The 25187-nt window shown below is 68.4% G+C and carries 28 protein-coding genes; 7 read left to right on the forward strand and 21 right to left on the reverse strand.

Annotation, left to right across the window (positions count from 1 at the left end):
• Nucleotides 1-20: 20 nt before the first annotated feature.
• The gene (locus E0H75_RS32325) at nt 21-572 is read right to left on the reverse strand and encodes a DUF2017 domain-containing protein (RefSeq protein WP_131517489.1); all 552 of its coding nucleotides are present in this window, start codon (nt 570-572) and stop codon (nt 21-23) included.
• Nucleotides 569-856 carry an ATP-dependent Clp protease adapter ClpS gene (gene clpS, locus E0H75_RS32330; protein ID WP_131361796.1) on the reverse strand — a complete coding sequence of 96 codons (288 nt, stop codon included), beginning with the start codon at nt 854-856 and terminating at the stop codon, nt 569-571. Before clpS ends, E0H75_RS32325 begins: the two co-directional genes overlap by 4 nt.
• A 94-nt stretch (nt 857-950) precedes the next feature.
• On the opposite strand from clpS, the gene E0H75_RS32335 reads away from it, so the two are divergent.
• Nucleotides 951-2240 (forward strand): nicotinate phosphoribosyltransferase, encoded by a 1290-nt coding sequence (locus E0H75_RS32335; protein WP_238163406.1) that lies wholly within the window; start codon nt 951-953, stop codon nt 2238-2240.
• Nucleotides 2241-2293: 53 nt separating this feature from the next.
• Nucleotides 2294-2695, forward strand: coding sequence for a MarR family winged helix-turn-helix transcriptional regulator (locus tag E0H75_RS32340; protein WP_238163383.1), 402 nt, complete (start codon nt 2294-2296; stop codon nt 2693-2695).
• 101 nt (nt 2696-2796) lie between these two features.
• Here E0H75_RS32340 and E0H75_RS32345 read toward each other — a convergent pair whose 3' ends face one another.
• The 8 genes from E0H75_RS32345 to E0H75_RS32380 form a co-directional block, all read right to left on the reverse strand.
• On the reverse strand, nt 2797-3198 hold the full coding sequence (locus E0H75_RS32345; protein WP_131517492.1) for a hypothetical protein: 402 nt from the start codon (nt 3196-3198) through the stop codon (nt 2797-2799).
• Nucleotides 3195-3383, reverse strand: coding sequence for a hypothetical protein (locus E0H75_RS32350; RefSeq protein WP_131517493.1), 189 nt, complete (start codon nt 3381-3383; stop codon nt 3195-3197). Before E0H75_RS32350 ends, E0H75_RS32345 begins: the two co-directional genes overlap by 4 nt.
• 65 nt (nt 3384-3448) lie before the next feature.
• Entirely contained in the window at nt 3449-4762 is a 1314-nt protein-coding gene (gabT, locus tag E0H75_RS32355; RefSeq protein ID WP_131517494.1) for a 4-aminobutyrate--2-oxoglutarate transaminase, read from the reverse strand.
• On the reverse strand, nt 4759-5568 hold the full coding sequence (locus tag E0H75_RS32360) for an ABC transporter permease (RefSeq protein ID WP_131517495.1): 810 nt from the start codon (nt 5566-5568) through the stop codon (nt 4759-4761). Before E0H75_RS32360 ends, gabT begins: the two co-directional genes overlap by 4 nt.
• A complete protein-coding gene (locus E0H75_RS32365) occupies nt 5568-6416 on the reverse strand; it encodes an ABC transporter permease (RefSeq protein WP_202873284.1) in 849 nt (282 codons plus the stop codon). The genes E0H75_RS32360 and E0H75_RS32365 overlap by 1 nt, the downstream gene beginning before the upstream one ends.
• Entirely contained in the window at nt 6416-7627 is a 1212-nt protein-coding gene (locus tag E0H75_RS32370) for an ABC transporter substrate-binding protein (RefSeq protein WP_131517497.1), read from the reverse strand. The genes E0H75_RS32365 and E0H75_RS32370 overlap by 1 nt, the downstream gene beginning before the upstream one ends.
• A 39-nt stretch (nt 7628-7666) precedes the next feature.
• The gene (locus tag E0H75_RS32375) at nt 7667-8716 is read right to left on the reverse strand and encodes an ABC transporter ATP-binding protein (RefSeq protein WP_238163384.1); all 1050 of its coding nucleotides are present in this window, start codon (nt 8714-8716) and stop codon (nt 7667-7669) included.
• Nucleotides 8717-8733: 17 nt separating this feature from the next.
• Nucleotides 8734-10170: an aminobutyraldehyde dehydrogenase gene (locus E0H75_RS32380; protein ID WP_202873285.1), complete on the reverse strand. Its 1437-nt coding sequence runs from the start codon at nt 10168-10170 to the stop codon at nt 8734-8736.
• A 129-nt stretch (nt 10171-10299) separates the two neighbouring features.
• Here E0H75_RS32380 and E0H75_RS32385 point away from each other — a divergent pair, with 129 nt between their 5' ends.
• Nucleotides 10300-11043, forward strand: coding sequence for a FadR/GntR family transcriptional regulator (locus E0H75_RS32385; RefSeq protein ID WP_131517628.1), 744 nt, complete (start codon nt 10300-10302; stop codon nt 11041-11043).
• Complete coding sequence (locus tag E0H75_RS32390; protein ID WP_131517500.1) at nt 11043-11753, forward strand: cache domain-containing protein; 711 nt, start codon at nt 11043-11045, stop codon at nt 11751-11753. Before E0H75_RS32385 ends, E0H75_RS32390 begins: the two co-directional genes overlap by 1 nt.
• Here E0H75_RS32390 and E0H75_RS32395 read toward each other — a convergent pair.
• Nucleotides 11736-12974, reverse strand: coding sequence for a D-arabinono-1,4-lactone oxidase (locus E0H75_RS32395; RefSeq protein ID WP_131517501.1), 1239 nt, complete (start codon nt 12972-12974; stop codon nt 11736-11738). The genes E0H75_RS32390 and E0H75_RS32395 overlap by 18 nt on opposite strands.
• Nucleotides 12975-13146: 172 nt before the next feature.
• On the opposite strand from E0H75_RS32395, the gene E0H75_RS32400 reads away from it, so the two are divergent.
• Complete coding sequence (locus E0H75_RS32400) at nt 13147-14145, forward strand: YdcF family protein (RefSeq protein WP_131517502.1); 999 nt, start codon at nt 13147-13149, stop codon at nt 14143-14145.
• Here E0H75_RS32400 and E0H75_RS32405 read toward each other — a convergent pair.
• The 6 genes from E0H75_RS32405 to E0H75_RS32425 all read right to left on the reverse strand — a co-directional run bounded on the left by E0H75_RS32405 (nt 14142) and on the right by E0H75_RS32425 (nt 19370).
• On the reverse strand, nt 14142-14657 hold the full coding sequence (locus E0H75_RS32405; protein WP_131517503.1) for an NUDIX hydrolase: 516 nt from the start codon (nt 14655-14657) through the stop codon (nt 14142-14144). The two genes, E0H75_RS32400 and E0H75_RS32405, sit on opposite strands and share 4 nt — an antisense overlap.
• 15 nt (nt 14658-14672) lie before the next feature.
• The gene (locus E0H75_RS32410) at nt 14673-15437 is read right to left on the reverse strand and encodes a sulfite exporter TauE/SafE family protein (RefSeq protein ID WP_131517504.1); all 765 of its coding nucleotides are present in this window, start codon (nt 15435-15437) and stop codon (nt 14673-14675) included.
• 188 nt (nt 15438-15625) lie between these two features.
• On the reverse strand, nt 15626-15787 hold the full coding sequence (locus E0H75_RS43275; RefSeq protein ID WP_165554181.1) for a hypothetical protein: 162 nt from the start codon (nt 15785-15787) through the stop codon (nt 15626-15628).
• Nucleotides 15788-15943: 156 nt separating this feature from the next.
• Nucleotides 15944-16444 (reverse strand): AAA family ATPase, encoded by a 501-nt coding sequence (locus E0H75_RS32415; protein ID WP_131517505.1) that lies wholly within the window; start codon nt 16442-16444, stop codon nt 15944-15946.
• Nucleotides 16441-17676, reverse strand: a complete 1236-nt coding sequence (locus tag E0H75_RS32420) for an MFS transporter (RefSeq protein ID WP_238163385.1) — start codon at nt 17674-17676, stop codon at nt 16441-16443. Before E0H75_RS32420 ends, E0H75_RS32415 begins: the two co-directional genes overlap by 4 nt.
• Nucleotides 17677-17852: 176 nt before the next feature.
• Complete coding sequence (locus E0H75_RS32425) at nt 17853-19370, reverse strand: WD40 repeat domain-containing protein (RefSeq protein WP_131517506.1); 1518 nt, start codon at nt 19368-19370, stop codon at nt 17853-17855.
• Nucleotides 19371-19551: 181 nt separating this feature from the next.
• Between E0H75_RS32425 and E0H75_RS32430 the strand changes: the two genes are divergently transcribed.
• The gene (locus tag E0H75_RS32430) at nt 19552-20331 is read left to right on the forward strand and encodes an SDR family NAD(P)-dependent oxidoreductase (RefSeq protein WP_131517507.1); all 780 of its coding nucleotides are present in this window, start codon (nt 19552-19554) and stop codon (nt 20329-20331) included.
• A gap of 82 nt (nt 20332-20413) precedes the next feature.
• Nucleotides 20414-20992 (forward strand): nicotinamidase, encoded by a 579-nt coding sequence (locus E0H75_RS32435; RefSeq protein ID WP_131517508.1) that lies wholly within the window; start codon nt 20414-20416, stop codon nt 20990-20992.
• On the opposite strand, the gene E0H75_RS32440 is transcribed toward E0H75_RS32435, so the two are convergent.
• The 4 genes from E0H75_RS32440 to E0H75_RS32455 form a co-directional block, all read right to left on the reverse strand.
• Nucleotides 20985-22520: an AbgT family transporter gene (locus E0H75_RS32440; RefSeq protein ID WP_131517509.1), complete on the reverse strand. Its 1536-nt coding sequence runs from the start codon at nt 22518-22520 to the stop codon at nt 20985-20987. The two genes, E0H75_RS32435 and E0H75_RS32440, sit on opposite strands and share 8 nt — an antisense overlap.
• Before the next feature lies 1 nt (nt 22521).
• Nucleotides 22522-23439: a CE1 family esterase gene (locus E0H75_RS32445; protein ID WP_131517510.1), complete on the reverse strand. Its 918-nt coding sequence runs from the start codon at nt 23437-23439 to the stop codon at nt 22522-22524.
• A gap of 85 nt (nt 23440-23524) precedes the next feature.
• Nucleotides 23525-24253, reverse strand: coding sequence for a creatininase family protein (locus tag E0H75_RS32450; RefSeq protein WP_238163386.1), 729 nt, complete (start codon nt 24251-24253; stop codon nt 23525-23527).
• Between the two features lie 62 nt (nt 24254-24315).
• Nucleotides 24316-25005, reverse strand: coding sequence for a FadR/GntR family transcriptional regulator (locus E0H75_RS32455; RefSeq protein WP_238163387.1), 690 nt, complete (start codon nt 25003-25005; stop codon nt 24316-24318).
• Between the last annotated feature and the right edge of the window lie 182 nt (nt 25006-25187).

Genomic DNA, 25187 nt, shown 5'->3' on the forward strand with positions numbered 1-25187 from the left:
TTCGCGCGCCGGAGGGGGTGTCAGCGCATGTTGTGGAGGAGCGCGGACTGGAGATAACCCAGCCAGTCGTACAGGTCGTACGTCAGGCGGCGCGGATCGTCGTCCGGGAGCTTTTCCCAGGTGGAGTAGTCGTCTTCTTCCTTGATGTCCAGGCGGGTGCCGATGGCCAGGCGGAGGTCGTTCAGCGCGCGCAGCCAGGACAGCTGCTCGTCGGGCTCCAGTGCGATCTCGTCCGCGCCGGACTCCTCGAGCGCGGACAGCACCCGCTTCGCGTCGCTGATCTTGCCGTCGCGCAGACCGCGCTCCGTGAACCGCCGGAACTCACCCGACGCCTGGTCGTCCTCCTTGTACGCATCCGGCAGCAGCCGCTGGAGTACGACGTCCTCCGGCGGCGAGGTCGGCCCGTCGCTGTCCAGGAGCGCGGCCAGCGGGTCCGAGGACTCGGTGGCGCGCGGCGGCAGGCCGTCGTACAGGAGTTCGACCAGGTTGCGGAGCAGGTTCGCCAGGATGTCCGCCTCGTGCTCGGCGAAACTGACGACGACGGTCTTGCGGCGCTTGCGGAACCGGGTCACGACTTCTCGCAGGTGGCCCACAGGCCGTAGGAGTGCATCGCTTCCACGTCGCGTTCCATCGCCTCGCGGTTGCCGTTCGAGACCGCCGACTTGCCCTCCTGGTGCACCTGCAGCATCAGCTTCTCCGCCTTGTGTTTGGAGTAGCCGAAGTAGGTCTGGAAGACGAAGGTGACGTAGTCCATCAGGTTGACCGGATCGTTCCAGACGATCGTCACCCACGGTGGGCTCAGCTCGATCGCCTCGTCGACCTCGGGGCTCTCGAGTTCGCTTGGTGCGGTGCTCACCAGTCCATTCTCTCCATCATCGAGTCACGGTTCGCAATAGGCTGCCCCTGTGACGCACTCGACCGCGCTCCTCACGGACCACTACGAGCTCACCATGCTGCAGGCCAGCCTGGCCGACGGCACGGCGCAGCGCCGCTCGGTCTTCGAGCTGTTCGCCCGCCGGCTGCCCGACGGGCGCCGCTACGGCGTGGTCGCCGGCGTGAACCGGCTGCTGGACGCGCTGGAGCGGTTCCGCTTCGACGAGCGGGCGATCGGATTCCTGGCCGACCGGGGTGTCGTCGACCAGGCTACCCGGGACTGGCTGGCCGGCTACCGGTTCACCGGCGACATCTCCGGTTACGCCGACGGGGAGATCTTCTTCCCCGGCTCGCCGGTGCTGGTGGTGGAGGCCAGTTTCGCCGAGGCGGTGCTGCTGGAAACCGTGTTCCTGTCCATCCTGAACCACGATTCCGCGGTCGCCTCGGCGGCATCGAGGATGACCTGGTGGGCCGGTGGCCGGCCGTGTATCGAGATGGGCTCGCGCCGGACCCACGAGGAGTCCGCGGTCGCCGCCGCGCTGTCGGCGTACATCGCAGGCTTCGCCACCACCTCGAACCTGGAGGCCGCGCGCCGGTACGGCATCCCGAGCGCGGGTACGGCGGCACACTCGTTCACCCTGCTGCACGACACCGAGCGGGACGCGTTCACCTCCCAGATCGATGCCCTCGGCAAGGGGACGACCCTGCTGGTGGACACGTACGACGTGGCCGAGGCGGTCCGGACCGCGATCAGCATCACCGGCCCAGAGCTCGGCGCGGTCCGGCTCGACTCCGGCGATCTGCCGTCCCTGGCCGGGCAGGTCCGCGAGCAACTGGACGCTCTCGGGGCGACCAAGACCCGGATCATCGTCACCAGCGACCTGGACGAGTTCCAGATCGCAGCGCTCGCCCCGGCTCCGGTCGACGGATACGGCGTGGGTACGTCGCTCGTGACCGGCAGCGGCCACCCGACCTGCGGGTTCGTGTACAAGCTGGTCGCGCGGGAGACCGCGGACGGAGTGCTTGTGCCGGTGGCGAAGAAGAGCCCGGACAAGATCTCCATCGGCGGCCGGAAGTACGCGCTGCGGCGCCGGTCAGCCAGCGGGGTCGCGGAGGTCGAGCTGATCGGCGTCGGCGAGCCAGCGGTCGACGACGGTGACGACCGCGAGTTGCTCAAACCGCTGGTCGAAGCCGGCAAGATCGTCGGCCGCACCACGCCGGAGGAGTCCCAGGCGCACCACCTCAGGGTGCGGGACGAGCTGCCCCGCTACGCCAGCCAGCTGAGCCGCGGTGAGCCCGCGATCCCGACCGAGTACAGCGGCGACTACGACGCCCGCAACCCGTTCCTACCACGGAGCCACATGTGAGCACCGATCAAACCGAATGGCCTCCGGAAGTACCAGCCAGTGAAGCTGATGTCTTGATCGCGCTGCGGTTCGCCGACCGCGCCGCCCGGAAGGCGGTCGCCGAAGAACTGGCCGGCACCGGACTGCACACCGGCCAGGAGCTAGTCCTTGCCAAGCTCCTGCATCTGGGCTCGCTCCCGGTGGCTCAACTGGCCAAGGTCCTGGACGTCGAGGTGCCGACAGCAACGAAAACCACCCAGCGGATGGAAGCTGCCGGCCTCGTCCGCCGGGTCAGGAACAGTACCGACGCCCGCCAGGTCGCGATCGAACTCACCGACCGCGGCGTCGAGCTGGCCCACACGGTCCAGGAGGTCTACGACCGCGCCGGCCGCCGGGCCCTCGCCCAGCTCGGCCCCGAGGACCGTCGCGTGCTCCGCAACCTCCTCTGGACCATCACCACCACCATCGACCCCTGATGTGCACGCCGACAGGAAGTGTCGGGCGTTCTACTCATCGCAGACGCTCCCCTGAGCGTGGCGAGCGCCTGCCGGCCCCGGCACCTCCTGTCGAGCTGCACTCAGATCGGGATGCCCGGGAGGTCCGGTGACTTCTTGAGGTCCCGGCGTACCGCGACAGTCAGCCAGGCAGCGCCGGCGCAGAAGACGGCCGCGAACACCACGAAGTTCTCGCCCATGCTCGGCGGCAGGAAGTCGTCGAGAACAAACATCACGACCGCGGAGGCGAGTCCTACGAGGAGCACTCCGATACTCAGGACGAAAGTGGCTTCCATGGCGGGGGTCGAGGCGGAGCGACGGCGTCGCAGCCGCCAGGCGCAGGCGACCATCACGAGCACACCGCTGGTCGCCAGGACCAGCGCAAGGATGTCCGCTCCGACCCCGTCGCCCGGAGCGTCTCCGGTCTGGGTGGCACCTTTGGCCGCGATCTCGATCAGCTCGCCGCGCCAGATCGTGCCGGTCACCCGGTCGCCCTCGTCGAGTTGACCCAGGACAGGGCGGCCGGGCAGCGCGGCGCGGCCTCGTAGGCGTGTAGCTCGTTGGCGTGGTCCGGCGCGACCACTGCGGCGAGGTCGGTAGCGACACCGACCAGGGCAACCCCTGCCAGGAGAACGAATGTCGTCGTGACAGTTTTGTCGAGGATCCCCACAGGCCAATGATGGGCTCGACAGGGTTTGAGGTTGGGTCCCCTTGATGTGATGCGCGCGACACGCCCTACCGCGCGTCGAAGACCTTTGCGAGCAGGCTCAGAGCCTCGCGGAGAAGCTCGGGCGGCATCACGAGCGGCGGCAGGAAGCGCAGTACGTTGCCGTAGGTTCCCGCGGTCAGCACGACCATCCCCTCCGCGTGACACGCTCGCGCGATCTCCCCGGTCGCGATCGGATCCGGCTCACCGGACGCCGTGACCAGTTCGATGGCGATCATCGCGCCCCGCCCGCGGACATCGCCGATGATCGGGTGTCGCGCCGCCAGATCGCGCAACGCGGGCAGCATGATCTCGCCGATCTCCCGCGCCCGGGCCGGCAGGTCCTCGGCTTCCATCATCGAGATCGCCGCCAGCGACGCGGCACATGCCACCGGGTTCCCGCCGTACGTGCCGCCGAGACCACTCACGTGCGGCGCATCCATGATCTCCGCGCGCCCAGTCACGGCTGCCAGCGGCAGACCGCCCGCGATGCCCTTCGCCAGTGTGATCAGATCAGGTACGACGCCCTCGTGCGAGCACGCGAACAGGTCGCCGGTCCGCCCGAACCCGGTCTGGATCTCGTCCGCGACGAACACCACCCCAGCCGAACGGCACCACTCGGCCACCGCCGGCAAGAACCCGGGAGCAGGTACGACGAACCCGCCCTCGCCGTGGATCGGTTCGATCACCACACACGCGACGTTCGACGCACCGACGTACTTCTCGATCGACGCCACCGCCCGGGCCGCGGCCTCCGGTCCACTCAGGCCGTCCCGATACGGGTACGACGTCGGCACCCGGTACACCTCCGGCGCGAACGGGCCGAACCCGTCCTTGTACGGCGCGTTCTTCGCCGTCATCGCCATGGTCAGGTTGGTCCGCCCGTGATACCCGTGGTCGAACACCACCACCGCGTTCCGCCGGGTGTGCGAGCGCGCGATCTTCACCGCGTTCTCGACCGCCTCGGCACCGGAGTTCAGCAGCACCGACCGCTTCTCGTGGTCCCCGGGCGTGATCCGGTTCAGCGCCTCGCACACCTCGAGGTAGCCGGCATACGGCGTGACCATGAAGCAGGTGTGGGTGAACCGCGCCACCTGCTCCTGCACCGCGCTCACCACCTGCGGTGCCGCGTTGCCGACGTTCGTCACCGCGATCCCAGAGCCGAGATCGATCAGCTGGTTGCCATCGGCATCCACCACGATCCCGCCACCGGCCTCGGTGACGAACACTGGCAGCGCGATCCCGATCCCCCGCGCGACGGACCGCCGTACCCGTGCCATCAACTCGACCGAGCGCGGTCCGGGGATCTCCGTGACCAGCTTGCGTTCCTGCCCCACCGTCATCGTCCTGCTCCTAGTGATTCCGCGTCGCCCGAGAGTTTCTGTGCCAGCCAGACCGGGATGACCGAGAACACGATCAGCGCGGCCGCGACCACGTTGACGATCGGCGCCTGGTTCGGCCGGAACAGGTTGTTGAAGATCCAGATCGGCAGCGTCTGCTGGTTCGCGCCGGCCGTGAACGTGGTCACGATGATCTCGTCGAACGACAGCGCGAACGCGAGCAGCCCGCCGGCCAGCAGCGCCGACCGGATCAGCGGGAACGTGACCAGGCGGAAGGTCGTGAACCCGGACGCACCGAGGTCGGCCGATGCCTGCTCCAGATGTACGCCGGTGCGCCGCAGCCGCGCGATCACGTTGTTGAAGACCGTCACGATGCAGAACGTCGCGTGCGCGATCACGATCGTGCCGAACCCGAGTTCGAACCCGAAGATGGTCCGGAACGCGTTGTTCAGGGCGATCCCGGTGACGATGCCAGGCAGCGCGATCGGCAGGATCACCAGCAGCGATACCGAGTCGCGCCCGTAGAAGCTGAACCGCTGCAGCGCGAACGCGATCATCGTCCCCAGCACCAGCGCGATCACTGTCGCCACCAGCCCGACCCGCACACTCACCCAGAGCGCATCCAGCGCACCCTGGCTCTCGGCCGCGCGCCGCCACCACTCCAGCGTGAAGTCCCGCGGCGGCCACGCGAACGTCTTGTTCACGTTGAACGAGTTCACCAGCACCAACAGCAACGGGATGTAGATGATCGCGAGGATCACGATGGTGAGGATCCTCAACACCATCCGCGTCGGTCCGGAGATCGTCATCACAGACTCTCCATCGCTCCGGTACGACGTACCGCGGCCAGGTACCCCAGCATCACCACGACCGGGATGGTGGCGACCGCGGCCGCGAACGGCAGGTTGTTGGCCGCACCCACGTTGTCGTACACAACGTTGCCCAGCAACTGATTGGTGCCGCCGACGATCCGGACGGCGATGTAGTCGCCCAGCGTCAGGCTGAAGGTGAAGATCGACCCGGCCACCATGGCCGGCACCACCACCGGCAGGATCACCCGCCGGATCGTCTGCGGGGTCTTCGCACCGAGATCGGCCGAGGCCTCCAGCAACGAATCCGGCAGCCGTTCGAGGCCGGCGTAGATCGGCAGGATCATGTACGGCAGCCATAGGTAGGCCAGCGTGACCACCGTCGCGGTCAGGCCGAACCCTGGCGACTTCAGCCCGACCGCCTCGAACATCGACGACACCAGGCCGCCTTCGGCGAACATCCCACGCCACGCGTACGCCTTGACCAGATAGCTGGCCCACAACGGCATCAGCACCGCCACCAGCAGGAACCGGCGCAGCCCCGGACGCGCCACCTTCGACATGTACAGCGCGATCGGGAACGCGACCACCGCATCGATCAAGGTCACCAGAAGGGCGACCCCGATCGTGCGCAAGGCGATGGTCCGGTACACCTCGACTGTGAACAGCGTCCGGAAGCTGTCCAGCGTCCACTCCCGCTCGATCACCCCGGTAAAGCTGTTCTGCGACCAGAGGGCGGTGACGAACAACGCCGCCAACGCCCCCAGGTACGCAACCCCAAGCCACAAGATCGGCGGACCCAGCAACAACCCCAACCGAACCCGCGGATGGCGATGAAGACTGCTCATCATCCCTTGATCTGGGTCCAGGCTTGGGTCCAGCGGCTGTAGTCGGTGCACTTGACGTCGGTCCGGCCGTCCAGGCATTGCTCGATCGGGGTGGTCCAGTACCAGATCTTCTGCGAGTAGGCCTCGTCACCGGCGTGGAACGTGGTGCAGTGGTTCTTGTCCGCGGTTTGCGCACAAGCCTTCGCGTTCGCCGGGGACTCGCCGAAGTACTCGGCCACAGCCGCGTTCGCCTCCGGGCTGACGATGTGGTTCATCCACAGGTAGCCGCAGTTCTTGTTCTTCGAGGTCGCGCTCAGCATCCAGGTGTCGGACCAGCCGGTCACGCCCTCGGTCGGGACCGTCACCTGCACCGGGACCTTCTCGCCGGTCGCCACGTTCGCGATCACCTGCCAGGTGGTGCCGACCACCGAGTTGCCGCTGGTGAACGCCTGCACCTCCTTGAGGTAGTCCGACCAGTACTCCGACACCAGCGCCTTCTGCTGCTTGAGCAGATCCACGGTCGCGGTGAACTGCTTCTCGTCCAGCGCGTACGGGTTCTTGATCCCCAGGTCAGGCTTCGTCGCCATCAGGTACATCGCGGCGTCGGCGATGTAGATCGGCGAGTCGTACGCCGTCACCGCACCCTTGTACGGCGAGTTGGCGTCGAAGACCACGCCCCACGACGTCGGCGCCGGCGTCACCTTGTCCGTCCGCCACATCAGCAGGTTCGCGCCGTACCCGTGCGGTACGCCGTACATCTGGCCCTTCACCGAGTTCCACGGCCGGTCCTTCAGGAACGGGTAGACGTCGGCGTAGTTCGGGATCAGGTCGGTGTTCACGGGCTCCACCTGTCCGCCCGCGATCAGCCGCAACGACGCGTCGCCGGAGGCCGACACCACGTCGTACTGCCCGGTCTTCATCAGGCTGACGGCCTCGTCCGACGTACCGAACGTCTTCACCGTGACTTGGCAGCCGGTCTCCTTCTCGAACGACGAGACCCAGTCCACCTTCGGGTCGTTCGAGCCGTCCTCGGCGTACCCGGGCCAGGCGAGCACGCTGAGCTTGCCCTCCCCGGCTCCGAGCGTGTCGAGCTTCTTCAGGTCCGGCGGGGTGAACCCGCTCGTCCCGGCCGCCCCGTCATCAGAGCTGTCGTCGGAACCACCGGACGTGCCGCACGCTGCCACGATCAGAGCGAGCACTGCCAGGCTCGCCGCCGCACTGAGTCTCTTCATCGAAAGCTCCTTGCCAAAGGGTTGGGGCGGTGGGACTTGCTAGGCGGAACCGCCGATCTCGACGGTGTGTTCGCGGCGCCAGGTGAGGCGGACCTGCGCACCCCGATGCGCGAGCTGGTCCTGCACGGAACGGTTCTGCTGCAGGACGATCAGCGAGCCACCGGCGTCCAGGTCGACCACGGCCTGCGTGGCCGAGCCGAGGTACACCACTTCGCGGACCACACCGGTGGCGGTACAGCTCCCCGGGCCGGCGGCGGCGTCCCGGGTGTGCATGTCGATCTTCTCGGGCCGGACGGTGAACAGGCCCGGCGTACCGAGGACGGCCGCTGCGACGTCGCCCTCGAGCAGGTTGGAGGTACCGACGAACCCGGCGACGAACGCGCTCGCCGGATGCTCGTACAGCTCGGCCGGACCGGCCAGCTGCTCGATCCGGCCGCCGTTGAACACGGCGATCCGGTCGCTCATCGTCAGCGCCTCCTCCTGGTCGTGGGTGACGAACACGAAGGTGATGCCGACATCACGCTGCAACGCCTTGAGCTCGAGCTGCATCTCCCGGCGCAGCTTCAGGTCGAGGGCCCCGAGCGGCTCGTCCAGCAACAGCAGCTTCGGGCGGTTCACCAAGGCCCGGGCCAGCGCCACTCGTTGCCGCTGGCCACCGGACAGCTGGCTCGGCCGGCGGTCCCCGAACCCCTCCAGCCGGACCGTCTCCAGCGCCTCGAGAGCCCTGGTACGGCGCGACCGCCGGTCGACACCCTTCACCCGTAACCCGTACTCGACGTTCTGCAACACACTCATGTGCGGGAACAGCGCGTAGTCCTGGAAGACCGTGTTCACATCCCGCGCGTACGGCGGCCGCTCGGTGACGTCGACGCCCCCGAGCAGGATCCGGCCGGCGGTGGGCTCCTCGAAGCCGGCGATCATCCGCAGCACCGTGGTCTTGCCGGAGCCGGACGGGCCGAGCATCGAGAAGAACTCGCCCTCGGCCAGGTCGAGGTCGACACCGTCGACCGCGGCGACCTCGCCGAACGTCTTCCGCAGGCCGCGCAGGCTGACCGCCGCCGCCGTGTCCGGCGGCGTCTGGGTCGTCACCTGCTCACCCAAGCTCGTCATCCGATCGCCGACATCACGTGCTTGACCCGGGTGTAGTCCTCGACGCCGTACAGGGACAGGTCCTTGCCGTGCCCGGAGTGCTTGAAGCCGCCGTGCGGCATCTCGGCCACGAGCGGGATGTGCGTGTTGATCCAGACGCAGCCGAAGTCGAGGGCCGCGGACATCCGCAGTGCCCGCGAGTGGTCGGTGGTGAACACACTCGACGCGAGACCGAAGCGCACGCCGTTGGCCATCCGCAGGGCCTCGTCCTCGTCGCTGAACGACTGCACAGTGATGACCGGACCGAACACCTCGTCCTGGATCATCTCGTCGTCCTGCCGCAGCCCAGTGACGACGGTCGCGTCCAGGAAGTAGCCGTCGGCAAGGGCTCCTCCGGATCGCTCGCCACCCAATGCGATCGAGCCGTGCTCGGGCATGCGGGCCAGGAAGCCGTGGACCCGGTCCAGCTGCAGGCTGCTGTTCAGCGGCCCGAACAGCGCGTCGCCGTCGTTCGCGAGCCCCGGGCGCGCGTTCGACCGCGCCCAGTCGACCAGCGTCTGCACGAACTCGTCATGCACCGAGGCGTCGACGATCACCCGGCAGGCCGCCGTACAGTCCTGGCCGGCGTTGAAGTAGCCACCGACCCCGATCGCCTCGACCGCCGCGGCGAGGTCCGCGTCCGCGAAGACGACAGCCGGTGCTTTGCCGCCGAGTTCGAGGTGCGTGCGCTTGAGATCGAGAGCCGCCGTACTGGCGACCTCGGAACCGGCCCGGGTCGAGCCGGTGATGCTGACCTGGCCTGGGACCGGATGCGCAACCACGGCCTGCCCGGTCGCACGGTCACCACAGACGACGTTGAACACGCCAGGCGGCAGCACCTCGGCCGCGAGCTCCGCGAGCATCACCGTCGTCACCGGGGTGGTCTCGGCCGGCTTCAGGACCACGGTGTTGCCCGCGGCAAGGGCCGGACCGAACTTCCAGACCGCCATCATCATCGGGTAGTTCCACGGCGTGATCTGGCCGACGACACCGATCGGCTCACGGCGGACCCAGGACGTGTGACCGGCCAGGTACTCACCCGCGGACTTGCCTTCGAGGAGCCGCGCTGCGCCCGCGAAGAAGCGCAACTGGTCGACCATGACGTCGAGTTCCTCGGTGCGGGTCAGCTCGAGCAGCTTGCCGGTGTTCTCCGACTCGGCGGCGACCAGGGCCTCCGCCTCCGCCTCGACCCTGTCGGCGAACCGCAGCAGTGCGCGTTGCCGCTCGCTCGGAGTCGCCCTGGCCCAGCCCGGCGCAGCGGCGTCCGCCGCCCGGTACGCCGCGTCCACGTCCTCGTCGCCGGACAGTGGCGCCGTACCGAAGACCTTGCCGGTGGCCGGATCGACGAGCTCGCTGGTGGCGCCGCTGAGCGCGTCTCGCGGGGTTCCGTTGATCAGATTCCGCACAGTTCGCATCGCGCACACTCCCGTGGCCGGGGACTGTCTCTGGTGGCCGTAAACATATGAAATCAGATGTTAAAGTTCAAGAGATCGGTGCGAATGTTCCGGAGTTGTGTCCGGGTGACCGAGAAAGGCAGGGGCGGGATGGCGCTGCGGTTCTACGGCAGTGGCGCGGCGGCGGTGTTCGCACCGCTGGAGACGCTGAGCCGCTCGGAACTGGTCGAGCGCCGCCTGACCGACGCGATCGCGCTGGGCCTGCTCCCGGACTCGGAGCAACTGCCGGGCGAGTCCGACCTGGCCGGCATCTTCGGCGTCTCCACCACCACGGTGCGCGAGGCCCTGTCGTCACTGCGGTTGCGCGGCCTGATCCACACCCGGCGCGGGCGGGGCGGTGGCAGCTTCGTCCGGGCCCAGGAGGAGATGTCCGCCGCGATCGTCCGGGACCGGCTGGAGGAGTTGAGCCTCGCGCAGCTTCGCGATCTCGGCGACCACTACAGCGCCATCGCGGGTACGGCGGCCAGACTCGCGGCCGAGCGGGCGACGCCGGACGACGTACAGCGCCTCGGCGTGGTGTGCGACAGCCTGGAGAACGCCGAGGGTCTCGGCGCCCGTCGCCGCGCGGATGCGCAGTTCCACATCGAAGTGGCCGCGACCGCGCAGTCCACCCGGCTCTACCGCGCCGAGGTGAGTCTGCAGGCCGAGGTCGGCACGCTGCTCTGGCTGGCGTTCGGCGACGACGAGAGCCACCGCCGGACCGTGCAGAGCTGCCGGGATGTCGTCGCGGCGATCGAGCGAACCAACGGCGATGCCGCACGGACGGCCGCGGAAGAGCGCGTCGCAGACTCGACGGCGCGGCTGATCGACCTCAGACTGGCCCTGGAGGACTGATGAGCACGGACCTTGCACCAGATGCTGGAGTCGACGCCGTCCTGGAGCAGGTCGGGGTGGTGGTCGGCGCGGCCTTCGGGCTCGCGGACCGGATCGCCGCGGACGTCGGTGCCGTGTTCACCGATCAGCCGACGGTCCGGCGCGGCGACCTGGGCGCGGTCACGACGCTCGTCGGCCCGGCGCTCGAGGATCCGGACGGCCTGATCCAGGGCGCGGGATTCGTCGCGGCCGTCGACACGTTGGCCGACTCCCGCTGGTGGCTGGAGTGGTTCATGCTGAGCAACGGTTCGGCCGAGCGCCTGATCGTCGACACCGATCCGCGCGGTGAGAACTTCTACGACTACGGCTCTCTGCCCTGGTACGACGTACCGCGGACCACCGGCCGTCGCCACATCACCGGCCCGTACGTCGACTACCTCTGCACCGACGACTACACCCTGACCTTCACCGTGCCCGTCGTGGTCGACGACCGGTTCGTCGGCGTGGCCGGCGCGGACGTCCGGGTGTTCACCTTCGAGAAGGCGATCCTGCCGTGCCTACGGGCGACCCACCGGAAGGTTGCCATCGTCAACGACCAGGGCCGGGTCGTGCTGAGCAACAGCGCCCACCACGTGAGCGGGACCCTCCTGCGCGCACCGTCACCGTCGTACCGGATCGAGGATCTGCCGCTGTCGGTGGTCGAGCTACACCACTCACGGGACACTGGGTAGATACGTGTCCAGGTAGGGATTGCGGAACTTGCCGGCGGGGTCGTACTTCGCCGCGAGTGCGATGAAGTCGGGCACCCTGGGATAACGCGCCCGGAGCAAGGCGGCGTCGGCGGCGAAGACCTTGCCCCAGTGCGGCCGCACGTCCAGCGAGTCCAGCGCCTCCTCGAGCGCGGCCACGACCGGCCGTACGGCGTCCTCGTCCTGGATCCAGGTGAAATGGAGCGCAACCGTGTCCCGGCCCTGGCTCGGACTCAACCACAGCTCGTCGGCCGCGATCGTTCGTACCTCGGACACCTGGAGGACCGGCGTGAATTGGTTGCCCAGGGCCCGCAGTACGTCGAACGCCTCGGCCGCCCGCTCCCGCGGGACGAAGTACTCGGACTGCAGTTCGTCTCCGTTGCTCGGGGTGAACTCGAGCCGGAAGTGCGGCAGCCGCTCGTTCCACGGACCCGGTACGCCGCCCTGCTGGGTGGCGTAGTCGGCCGGCATCACCTTGATCGGGTGACGGGGGCCGTCGGCGACCTTCGCGCCCAGCCACTCCGCCTCGATCGGGGCGTCGCCACGCCGCTTGCGCCACACCATCACGTCCGGATCGACCCAGTCCGTGAAGGCGCTGACGCTGTACGCGCTGCCCATCACCGCGGCGAAGTCCGAGGCCAGCCGCTCCACCGGCAGACCGTCGTACACGACCTGACTGATCTGGTACGACGGCTGGACGTCGAGCGTGAGGCTGACAGTGACACCGAGCGCGCCGAGCGAGACCACCGCGCCGGCGAAGTCCGGGTCGTCACGGGTCAGCGTGACGAGCTCGCCAGACGCGTCGACGAACGTGATCGCGTTGACCGCATCCGCGAGCGGACCGTTCGTGTCGCCCGAGCCATGGGTGCCGGTGGAGCAGGCACCGGCCACCGAGATGTGCGGCAGCGAACCGAGGTTGTGCAGCGCGAGCCCTCGGGCCTCGAGAGCCGCCGTGATCTCGCCGTACCGGAGTCCGGCCGAGACCGTCACCCCACGCTCGCCGACCTCGATCACCTGCGACAGGTCCGCGACGCTGACCAATGTGCCGGTGGTGTCGGCGATCCGGTTGAACGAGTGCCCGGTGCCGAGCACGCGCACCTTCTCGCTCGACGCCACGATCTCCTGCAGTTCGCCCACCGACCCCGGCCGCCGCAGCGCGCTCGCGAAGCTGACGTTCCCCGCCCAGTTCGTGACATTTGTCATGAAGTACACCTTCCTCACGCGCCGGTCCCGCCACGACTCTCGCACATCACGAAGGGTCGGAGGCGCCCTGTCCACCGGCACCGCGATCACCCACCTGCACAAGGCCTCGATCTCGTCACTGACCAGCCTGGCGTGAGCGATCGGGCGCCATCAGATGGTTTGATGGCGCCCGATGCTCATCTCGTTCGGAATCGCCGGGTTCTGGTTCCTCGTCTTCGCGCTCAGCTTCCTGCACGACCGGCGGCTGTTCCGCAACGGGATCTTCCTGGTCCTGACGCTGATGTTCGCCGGGCTCGGGGTGATCTTCGCGCTCGACTCCGTCAGCGGCACCGCCGCGCGCTGGCTGGTGCTGGCGATCGTGGTCGCCATCCCGGTGGCGATCGTGGTGCTCGCGATCTTCCTCGTGATCAACGGCGTCACGATGCTGCGCCGGGAGGGCCGCCGGCCGGCCACCCTGCTGTCGCTGCTCGCCGGTCTCGGCATCATCGGGCTGGTCATCTTCGGCATCGCGGTCCAGCAGCTCAGCTGGGAACCATTCGATGCGGTCCGGTCGATCCTGGTCGGGGTGCTGACCTACATCTCGTTCCTGTTCGTCTGTTTCCTCGCCTACGCGTTCGTCTACAGCCGGGTGCGCTCGTCCCGGAAGGTCGACTTCGTCGTCGTTCTCGGGTCCGGGCTGCGCGGCTCACGCGTCCCGCCACTGCTGGCGAGCCGGCTGGACCGGGCCAAGCAGGTGTACGGGCGGGCTGTCCGCAAGGGCCGCTCGCCGATGATCATCACGTCGGGCGGACAGGGGCCCGACGAGGACGTGCCCGAGTCGCACGCGATGGCGTCGTACCTGATCGATGGGGGTGTGCCTGCGGACCGGATCCTGCGTGAGGACCGGTCGACGAGTACGACGGAGAACCTGACCTTCAGCCGGGAACTGATGGTGAGCCGGGTGCCGGCGTACCGCTGCCTGATCGTGACGAACAACTTCCACGCCTTCCGGGCCGCACTCACCGCGCGGAAGGCGAAGGTGAACGGGCAGGTGGTCGGCTCCCCGACCGCGGCGTACTACTGGCCGACGGCAACGATCCGCGAGTTCGTCGCGATCCTGTACTCACACAAGTACATCAACGGCGGCATCTGCCTACTGATCACCGCCGGCGCGATCCTGCAGCACGTCTAGGACCAGAGTTCGAACGGCTCGTCGATCTCGTCCCCGGCCAGGAACGACGTCAGCAGCCCCGGCAGGTTGCCCGGGTAGAACACGTCCTGACTCGCCACCACGTCGGCGATGGGCCACCAGCGGAAGCCGAAGTAGTCCTCTTTCTCGTAGTCGAACCGCTCGGTCTCGTCGACGTCCGGTCCCGGCCCGTCGAGCCTCACCTCGCACACCACCTCGTGCTGGAGGTGCCGTACGTCGCGATGGCGGAACGACGCCGTACGTCGCCAGGTCGGCGTACTCACCTGGTCGGGGGTCGCCTTGATCCCGGTCTCCTCGCGCAGCTCGCGGAGCGCGGCGTCCAGCGGGGTCTCGCCCTCGTCGATGCCGCCGCCGGGCAGCTCCCACCACTCGCCCAGCTCGGGCGCGGTCACCTCACGCGTGTGGAAGAGCAGGATGCGGTCCTTGCTGTCACGAACGACGAGACGGACGGCGTCGCGCTCGAGGATCGGCAGATCGTTCGGCAGTTCGGTGATTGGGCACCTCCGTTGTCAGCGCAGCATCAGGACCGCGGCAGTGATTCCGGCCAGCACGATCAAAGCACGCAGCAGTCCGCTCGGGAGGCGGCGGCCGATGTGTGAGCCGACGTACCCACCGACAACAGAGCCTGCGGCCAGGAGGGCGGCGGCGGTCAGGTTGAGGTCGGCGACGAAGACGAAGATCACGCTGGCAACAAGGTTCGCGGCCAGCAGGGCCAGGGTCTTGAGGGCATTGACGATCCGCAGTTCCAGGTCGAGGCCCAGGCCGAGCACCGCCATCATCATCACGCCGGCGCCGGCACCGAAGTACCCGCCGTACACGCCGGTCAGCGCGGCGAAGAAGGTGGTCGCCGGCGACATCCTCGTCCGCTCCCCGGCCGGCTGCTCGTGCCGCGATCGCAGCCAGGTCGAGATCCACGGCTGTACGCCGACGATCAAGCAGGTGAAGAGGATCAGCCACGGCGCCGCCGCTGCGAACACCTCCGCCGGCAACGCCAGCAGCAGCGCGGCACCCCCGATCGCCCCGATCGCGCAGGTCAGGACGACGGCGATCGTGTGCGGTCGCGGCACCTCGCGGAGCTCGCGGCGATAGCCGAACGATCCGCTCAGCGCACCCGGCAGCAGTCCGACCGTGTTCGACGCGTTGGCGACAACCGGCGGGATCCCGAGCGCGATCAGGACCGGGAAGCTAATCAGGGAAGCGACTCCGACCGTCGAGGTGAGCACCCCCGCCCCGAGTCCCGCGGCCACCACCGCCAGGTGCTCTGGGCCGGTCACGCGCTCACCGTCATCTCGTCCATCACCCGCCAGCCAACCACGATCGCGACCAACAACCCGGCAAAATCTCACCGCGAGCGGCATCCGAGACGAGCATCACGCGGTCCGCCGGCGCCCGATCAGCCGATGAGACAATCGATTGCTGGGTGCTCCTGTCGCAAGGCAGACTGCGGTGGGTGAACGTTCCGCTACGGATCGAGCTGCTGGGGCCGCTGCAGATCCCGTGGCAAGGACGGCTCAGCCTGGGTGACAGCTTGCTGGCGAACGGCGACCTGGACGAGGGTGCCGGCCTGTTCAACGAGGTCCTGCACGCCGCGATGGCCGACAAGCACCACCAGTACCTGATGCACGGCTGGAAAGCCTGGCCGATCACGCGGCGGCGACCGGGGAGCCCGAGCGGAGCGCCGATGACCTGCGGCAGGCCCTCGCCATGGCCGGAGAGTTCCTGCCGGTCCACTCGGCCGGGCTTCGCGACCGACTCGCCGCGCTCGACGCGGCGGCGCAGCTCAGAGGTCGGCGGCGAAACGCTCGATCCGGCTGACGAGTTGCGCGAGCGGTTCGGTGCCGTCCAGCTCCAGGTCGGCTGTTGCTCGCAGCAACGGTTCTACCGAGTCCTTGAAATCGAGGCTGCGGGCGAGTTCCGCCGGATCCTTTCCGTACGCGTTCGTCGTCCGGTGGGTGAGCCGTTCGGCCATCAGTTCCGCTGGAATGCTGAGCAGGACGACACCGGTGAAGCGGTCGCGGAAGATACCCATGTTCGCCGCACACCCACTGACGAACAGTACGCCGTCACTGTCGTCCGCCAGCAGCTTCCGGACCCGGTCCTCCCGCCACTGCCAGTCCTTGCCCGACTGCGACGGAGTCGGTCCGGAACCGTCCGCGCTGTCGACCCATTCCGACCACTCCGGCGAATCGAGATCCACGGCGTGGTGACCCAGCTCGGCCAGGCGCGCCACGACGGTGGACTTCCCGACGCCGGACACTCCGGTCACCAAGATCCGCTTCATCGCGCCAGGCTAGTCCCCAGCCGAGCCAGTGGAGACAGGCTCAGGGCCAACGGCGAGAGGAACATGCCCGCGGTCGCGAGCAGAAGCGCGATCCGGATGCCGAAGGCGCCGGCCACGGCACCGCCCAGCAGCGCGCCTAGTGGCGTCAGGCCCATGCCGAGGAAGTTGATCGTGGCGACGACCCGGCCCTGGATCGGCAGCGGGGTGATGGCCTGGCGGATCGCCGTCACGGCGACATCGACGGTCTGACTGAAGACGCCGTACAGGACGTTGATCGCGATCAGGGCGGCGACGGTCGCCGGTCCGGAGCCGTGCAGACCGGAGGTGCACAGCATGACGACATCGGAGATGAGGGCGGCGAACACCACGACCCGGCCGTAGCCGAACCACCTGGGCAGCCATCCGGACAGGAGTGAGCCGATCAGGACGCCCGGTCCGAACGCGGCGAGAACCAGACCCACGACGGCACTCGGCAGCTCGAGGGTGCGCGCCAGGAAGAGCAGGTAGACGGTAGTCAGCGCCGTGAAGGAGAACTGGTAGATGCAGGTCGCAATCGCCACCGCCCGCAGCGAACCGTCGCGGATGACGATCCGAAGACCTTCCCTGATCTGCCGGCCGAGACGAACTCGATCGGCCGAGGGTGTGCTCGTCAGACCACGGATGCGTCCGATCGACAGGCTGGAGACCACGAAGAAGGCGGCGCTGGCCAGCACGGCGATCGGGGCGGTGAGCAACGAGGCCAGCCCACCGCCGAGGGCCGGTCCGCAGATCTGCGCGGCCGATCGGGTGGTCTCCAGCATGCTGTTGCCCTGAGCAAGCTGATCGCGGTCGACCAGCCGCGGGAACGACGCCTGTAACGCCACGTCGAAGCAGACCGTGAACACGCCGACGGCGAACGCCACGACGTACAGGAACGGCATCCCCAGCATCCAGCCGAGCGGGACCGCCGCGAGGGCGAGCGCGCGGCCGAGGTCGGCGTACACCATCACGGCGCGGGATCGCCAGCGGTCGACCAGGACGCCGACGAACAGCGAGATCAGCAGGATCGGCACCTGTTGCACGGCCCGGAGCGCGCCGAGATGCGCGGCGCTCGCCCCGAGCGAGGTCACCGCCACCAGCGGCAGCGTCACCTGACTGGCGAAGGCGCCGAACTGTGAGGCGGACTGGCCGAGCCAGAGCCGGAGGAAGTCACGATCGGCCCACAGCGTGGGCGCACGGAAAGACAGCGGCACGAGAAGGAGTCCCTTGAGACACCCGGGTACGGCGACACCCGGGCAGGCGAAGGCTCGCTGTGCCGCTCGGTGGAAGCAGCACGCGATGACGGCTGAGGTCAACGCGTGCGAGATCTGCCGACCATGTCCCAACTCCTCGAGGTCGCGCCGAGCCTACCCCGAGCCCGCCGCGCAGGTCAGCGGATTTTTACCGCCACGGCCGCACTCTTGCTCAGGTTGCGGCCGTCGCCGACCTCGACGTGGTAGCTGACGGTCTGGCCGCTGCGCACCGCGGTGTCGGTGAAGGTCTGCACGGTCGGCTGGGTCCAGGAGTACGAGCTGCGCGACCAGCTGGCGACCTTCGTCGTGCCGCGGTACAGGACGTAGCTCAGCGCGATGTTGTCTGCATCGACCACTGTCGTGAAGCTGACGGAACTCTGGTTGGCTCGGGTGCTGGCGACCTTCGGCGCCGCGGGCACGGCCGGCTTGGCACCGCCGGGTGCGTTGTCGAACCGCGTGAGGCCCTGCTGCGGCTTGCCGTTCACCGTGGTGAAGTCACCGCCGACCCACAGGTCGTTGCCGCCGGACGCGAAGGCCAGCGGTCCGACCAGGGTCTCGCCGCCCGCGTCGGTGTTCGGGTACCAGGGGCCGAGCTTGCCGTTGATCACGCTCTCCACCAGCAGGTGGTGCATGCCGGTCTTGTCCGGGAAGCCACCGTCCTTGCTGCAGTCGTGCGCGTGCGAGCCCTTGTAGAGCCAGTTGCCGATGACCTTGATCGCCTCGGTCGCACCCAGGCACTGGCTCTGCCACAGCAGCTTGCCGGTCGTCTCGTCGGCAGCCAGGACGCCGTCGTAGCAGCCGATCCCGCTGCCGGCGTTGGCGACGAAGACTCGGCCATCGGCCGTGTCGATGTCCCTGACCCGGCTCATGCAGTCCGGCGACGGTTCGGGGATGGCATCCGCGGCGGGCATGTCGAAGACGGCACCGGTCGTCGGGTTCACCATCGCCAGGGCCCAGTGGTGATCGCCGTTCAGCTCGCTGAAGCCACCGCCCACGAAGATGCGGGTGCCGTCGTCGGACGACTTGAGCGCGTACACGTCGTTGTCCGCGTCCGGATCCCACGGCAGCAGCGCGCCGGTGCTCAGCGCGACCGCTGCCACCCGGTTGCGCACCGCTTTGTCGACCCGCTGGAACGAGCCACCCAGGTAGACGGAGGTGCCCTGGATCGCCAGCGCCGCGACCCGGTAGCTCACCGCCGGATCCCAGCCGGCCACCAGCTTGCCGGTGGCAACGCTGAACATCGCGATGTGCTGTCTGGCCACGCCGTCGACGGTGGTGAAGTCACCGCCGACCACGACCCACTTGCCATCCAGGGAGCTGGCGATGCTCCAGACCGCGCCGTTGAGCTTCGGCGCGAAGACGGTCGGCGTACCGGTGGTCCGATCGAAGGCGGCCAGGTAGGTGCGGGCCGCTTCCCCCTGCCCTTCCACCTTGCCGGGCTGCCGGATCCGGGTGAACAGACCCCCGGCGTACACCGTGTCACCCGCAACGGCGAGCGCGTTCACGCTGTCGTTGGTCTGCCACGTCACCTTCCCGACCGCGGACACGGCCGACCCGAACCCCGACATCGCCGCCGCAACCGGCGGCCCCGACGGAACCAGTGCCGCGGCGACCACAGCCGCACCCGCGACAACTGCCAGAACTGCCTTCTTCATCGACGCCCTCAGCCCCCTGAAACCGGCGAGCCTCTCCGGGCCCGTGACTTTCTGCCACGACACGATAACTGTCAGCTCAGGCCACCCTGACAGCGCCTCCGCCGAACGGCGGCTTGCGCGTGGATAGTTAGTTGGCTAAGTTTTGTGATTAGCCGACTAACTATTGCAGGAGGAGCGGGTCATGGAACTGGGGCTGAACGACGCGGCGGTGTTGGTGACCGGTGGGTCTTCGGGGATCGGGCGGGCGACCGCGGTGGCGTACGGGCGGGAGGGGGCGCGGGTTGCGATCACCTACAACTCGCGGAAGGACGCTGCGGAAGGGGTCGCGGAGGAGATCGAGGCGGCCGGCGGTACGGCGTACGTCGTACCGATGGATCTGAGCGAGCCGGAGACGATCGCGGCTGCAGTCGAGGCGACGGTCGGGCAGTGGGGTGGGCTGGATGCGGTCGTGGGGAACGCAGTCGACTGGGGCAGCGCGGGGTTTCACGATCGGCCGACGAAGGTCGAGGATGCCAAGCCCGACTGGTGGATCCCGGTCATGCGGGCGAATCTCGAGGGGAACTTCCACCTCGTGCAGCAGGTCGCACCGGCCTTGCGCCGGTCGGAGCACGGGCGGCTGGTGCTGATCTCCACGGACCTGGCCGAGCGGGGTATGGCCGGCGCCTGGCCGTACAGCGCCGCGAAGGCAGGGCTGCACGGACTGGTCGCGAGCCTGCAGCACGATCTCGGTCAGGACGGTGTCCTGGTCAACGTCGTGATGCCCGGCATCACCTTGGAGAACGGCCGGCACCGGGCCCTGCCGAAGCCCGCGGTGGATCAGTTCGCCAGCAGGTTCAGCGCCCGGCGGCTGCCCGAGACCACTGACCTGGCCGACGCGATCGTGTTCCTCACGTCGCCGCGGACCCGGGCGATCCAGGGCGAGATCCTGCGTGTCACGGGCGGTTCGCTGCTGCCGGAGTAGCGCGGCGCGGCGCGCGCTGGGCACCGAGCGGCGTTCACGCTTGTACCGTGGCCTCAGGGACACCTGGAAAAGGAGCGTCGCGATGGCCCGGGCACTGATCGTGGTGGATGTGCAGAACGACTTCTGCGAGGGCGGGAGCCTGGCCGTGAGCGGTGGAGCCGATGTCGCGTTCCGGATCGGCGAACTGCTGCACAAGTGGCACGAGGCCGAGCCGAGGGACCGTCAGTACGCATACGTCGTGGCCACCCGGGACCACCACATCGACCCGGGCGACCACTTCTCCGACGACCCCGACTTCGTCCACTCCTGGCCGCGGCACTGTGTGGCCGGCACCGATGGCGTGAGCTTCCATCCGAACCTCGACCCCCAGCCGTTCGACGCGATCTTCGACAAGGGCGAGTACGCGGCCGCCTACTCGGGCTTCGAGGGGAAGTCCCACGAGGGCGGCCACGCACTCGCCGACTGGCTTCGGACCAAGGGCGTGACCGACGTCGACGTCTGCGGGATCGCGACCGACTACTGCGTCCGGGCGACCGCGCTCGACGCCCGCAAAGAGGGCTTCGGTACGACGGTTCTCACCACCCTGACCGCGGGCGTGGCGCCGGGTAGCACGCAGCAGGCCTTGACCGATCTCCGCACCGCCGGCGTCAACGTCACCTGACCGGGGCCCCCGGACCGAGCGGGATCCCGAGCGCCCACCAGGCCAGGAACAGCAGGGTCCAGGCGACCGTCATCGCGATCGCCAGCGGCACCGTGTACGACGCCAGCGTGCCGACGCCGGCGTCCTTGCGGTACCGCTGCAGGAACCCGAGCGCCATCACGAAGTACGGGCTCATCGGTGTGATCGCGGTCGATCCCGAGTCGGCGATCCGGAACAGCGCCTGCGTGGTCTCGGCCGGCACACTCAGCAGCAGCATCATCGGCACCAGGATCGGCGCGGTCAGCGACCACATCGCCGATCCGCTCGTCACCAGCACGTTGATCACCGTCAGCAGCACCAGGATGCCGAGGAAGATCACCACCTTCGGTGCGCCGAGATCACCGAGCACCCGCGCCGACTCCGCGGACAGCAGATCGCCGATGTTGCTCCAGTCGAAGTACGCCAGGAACTGCGCGATCGCGAAGAACAGCACCAGTACCGGCGCCATCTGTTTGATGCCCTCGGCCATCAGTTTCGGTACGTCGGCCGCCCGCTCGATCGCCTTCACCGTCACGCCGTACGTGATGCCGACGATGCCGAACAGCACGGCGACGACCATCGCGATCCCGTCCAGGAACGGCGACTCGACGATGCTTCCGTTCTCACCTCGGAGTGGTGAGTCGTGCGGCACCAGTACGGCGACGATCGCGACGGCCGCGAGCAGGAAGACGATCCCGGCCCGGCGCAGACCGGTGCGTTCGGCAACGGACACCTTGAGCTGGTCCGGATCGTCACCAGGCGCATCCGGGTCGGCCTCGAGATCGGTCCGCTTGCTCAGTACCAGCCGGGTGACCAGCGTGATCACCAACGCCAGCAGGACGGAGGATGCGATGTTGAAGAACCAGTTCGACAGCGGCGAAATGTAGGCGTTCGGGTCCACTGTCTTTGCCGCCGCCGTGGTGATGCCGGCGAAGATCGCGTCGTTCGGGGTGGGGATCGGGCTGGCGTCGTACCCGGAGGCGATCGCGGTGTACGCCACCACGATGCCGAGGATCGGCGACCGGCCGACCGCGCGGAACGCGAGTCCGCCGAGCGGCACCAGGATGATGTACGCCGCGGCCGACGCCACGTGCGCCATCGTGCCGGCGAACGCCACCGCGAACACCACCATCGACTGCGGCACCCGGGACACGCTGACCCGCATCAGCGCCTGCAGGAACCCGGTCCGCTCGGCCAGCGCGACGCCCATGATCACTACCACGATGGTCGCCATCGGCGGGAACTCGGCGAAGTTCGAGATCGCCGTCGACACCGCCATCTGCAGGCCGTCGCCGGACAGCAGGTTCTGCACCGCAACGGTCTTGCCGTCCTTCGGCGACACCACCGAGATGTCGAACCCGGCCAGGATCGCGCTCACCACCGCGAGGATCCCGGACAGGATCCAGAACAACCAGAACGGATGCGGCAGCGCGTTCCCGGCCCGCTCGATCACCGCCATCGCCCGGACCAGGCGTGGCAACTGCTCCCTTGTGTCGGTCGTCGTACTCATGTCAGTGCCTCAGCTTGTGCGTCGTGAAGAAGGCGCCGATCAGCTCGTGCGCCTCGAACGTCTGGGTGACGTAGCCCGGTCCCGAGGTCGAGTCCGACCCCGGCCAGGAGTGCCCGCCATCCGTGACGGCGACGTGGACGACATCGGCCTTGCATCCCTTGTGGGTGAACTTCAGTACGTCGTCGCCCTGCTGGGACATCCGCGGGTCCTGGTCGCAGTGGTCGCGAACGGACCAGTCACGAACCCAGGTCTGAACGCTCGGCAGGTCGCGCTGGCCGTCGCCGCCGTACGGGATCGTGGTGTCGCCGGTGCCGTGGATGTCGAGCACCGGAACCGGGCGGCTGGGCGCGCAGCGCTTGCCCTCGATGTAGAAGGCGCCGGAGACCGGAGCGATCGCGGCGATCCGGTCGGCCATCTGGCAGGCCAGGATGCCGGTGAAGCCGGCGCCGTTCGACTTGCCGGTCGCGTAGACGGCGTCGGTGTCGACGCAGAGCTCGCCTTCCAGCTTGTCCAGCAGGTCGGCGGTGAACTTGACGTCGTCGACGCCCTGGGCCGAGTACGGCGCGCCTTGCCAGGCCTGCTTGTCCTCGTCACCGATCACACCGTTGGGGTAGGCAACGATCGCGTCGAGCTTGGACAGGTCGGAGAAGGCCTCCGTCTGCGCGCCGGTCTTGCCGCGGCCGTGGTAGACGACGATCAACGGAGACGCCTTGCTGGAGTTGTACTTCGCCGGGACATGCAGGCGGTACGTCCGGGTGAGTCCACCGCTGACGACCTCGTAGTCGCCGGTGGAGACTGCTTGCTTGCCGCAACCGGTACTCCGGGAGTCTGTGGCGGCAGTTGCCGATGGCAACCCGATCGTCAGCAGGCCGGCGGCGATCAGGAGCGCGCCGAGCGTTTTGGGGCGTGAAAGGTTCATCAGGGGTGCCTCCTCGGGCAGGCGAGCGGGCAGGCTCGCGCCTGGACCACCTGAGCCGGGGTCCAGTGAGCGGGGGTCTTTGGGGTCAGGCCGAGAGCAGTTCGTCGGCGAAGGCGGCTATGCGGTCGGCGGCCGTCTCGACCAGGAGACGGCCGTCCTCGGCAGTGGCGCGACGGGGATCTCCCAGCACGCCACGCTTGTGGTACACGTCGAACCCGACGGACAGACGCGGTCCGTGCGCCTGCCGGGACAGCCGGGCCGGGGTGGTCAACTCGTCGAGCGTGGTGGCACCAGGCTCCAGGCGGTCGGCCTGGACGAGGTCGGGGGCGAGGTACAGCATCTGCGCGGTCTCGGCTTCACCGGAGTGACCGTGGACCTCGCTGACATCGACGATCAGGTCGGACACCACGGAGGTGATCGGTGTCCACGCGAAGGTGAGGTCCTGGCGGACGTACTCCTGTGCCAGGACAGACAGTGCAGCATTGTTCCCGCCGTGGCCGGTGATGACGAGAAACTGCCGCCAGCCGTGGTCCTGCAGACTCGCGATCACATCCCGCAGCACCTGCATGAAGGTTGCCGGGGACAACGACACGGTCCCGGCAAAGGCCATGTGGTGCGGCGAAATGCCGTACGGAACGACCGGGGCGATCACGGCGCGACCGGCCAGCCGTTCGGCCACCCGATCCGCGACGCCGACGGCCCGCACGGTGTCGGTGGCCATCGCCATGCCGCCGCCGTGCTGCTCCTGCGCTCCGACCGGGATGATGACGAGCGGAGAACGGCGTACCGCTTCGGCCGCCTCGTCGGTCGTCAACTCTGCCAGTCTTCGGAAACTTCTCGCCGCCTGGTGACGCTTTTCTTCCGGAAAGCCGCCGGTCATGACAGCTCCGGCGCGGCTCGGACCGCCGTGCGGATGTTGGCGAGATGCTGCCGGGTCAGCTCCTGCGCCGCCTCCGCGTCATGCTTCCGGACCGCGTCGGCGATCGCGCGGTGCTCCTCGTGATCGCGCTGACGGTTGTCGTACAGCTGCCGGATCTGCTGTTGCTCGCGCACCCTGACCTTCAGCAGCGAGGTCAGCACCTCGGCGAGCAGCGGGTTGCCGGCCGCGGCGGCCAGCTCGACGTGGAAGTTCAGCGCGAACGCCGGGCCGCCCGGTGGGACGAGGGCGTTGGTGACAGCAGCCTCGAGCCGCTCGACGTTCTCCGGCCGGGCGGCGAGCGCGGACTCCCAGGCGATCGCCGGCTCGATCACCAGCCGGGCGCTGATCAGCTGCAGGACCGACTCCTTGGTGATCGGCGGACGGTGCGGGTTGGCGAGGATCAGGTTGTTGATCGTCGGGCCGACGTACGTCCCGGACCCGTGCCGGAACTCCACCGCACCGGTCGCCTCCAGCTTCCGCAGCGCCTCGCGCACCGTCGGCGTCGTGATCGCGAACTTCTTCGCCAGCTCACGCGCGGACGGAATCGGGTCGCCAGGGCTCAGACGACGCTCCCAGATGATCTGCAGGATCGACTCCGTCAGTCGATCGGACAGACTGGGCGGCACCTCGGCTGCTGAGTAAGTCACAAACTGACTAAATCACTTAGCCTTTGCCGAGGTCAAGACCTCGGAGCTCGGGCAGCGTGCGTACGCCGTTCACCCGGACACCGGTGACCGTCGAAGGGGTTCCTGATCAGCCGGACGTCAGTCTGTGGTCGGGACAGGGGTCATTCCGAGGTCTTAGGCCAGGCCCGCGTCGTGGACGACGA

This window comes from Kribbella capetownensis, assembly GCF_004331485.1.
In the GTDB taxonomy this organism is placed as follows: Bacteria; Actinomycetota; Actinomycetes; order Propionibacteriales; family Kribbellaceae; genus Kribbella; species Kribbella capetownensis.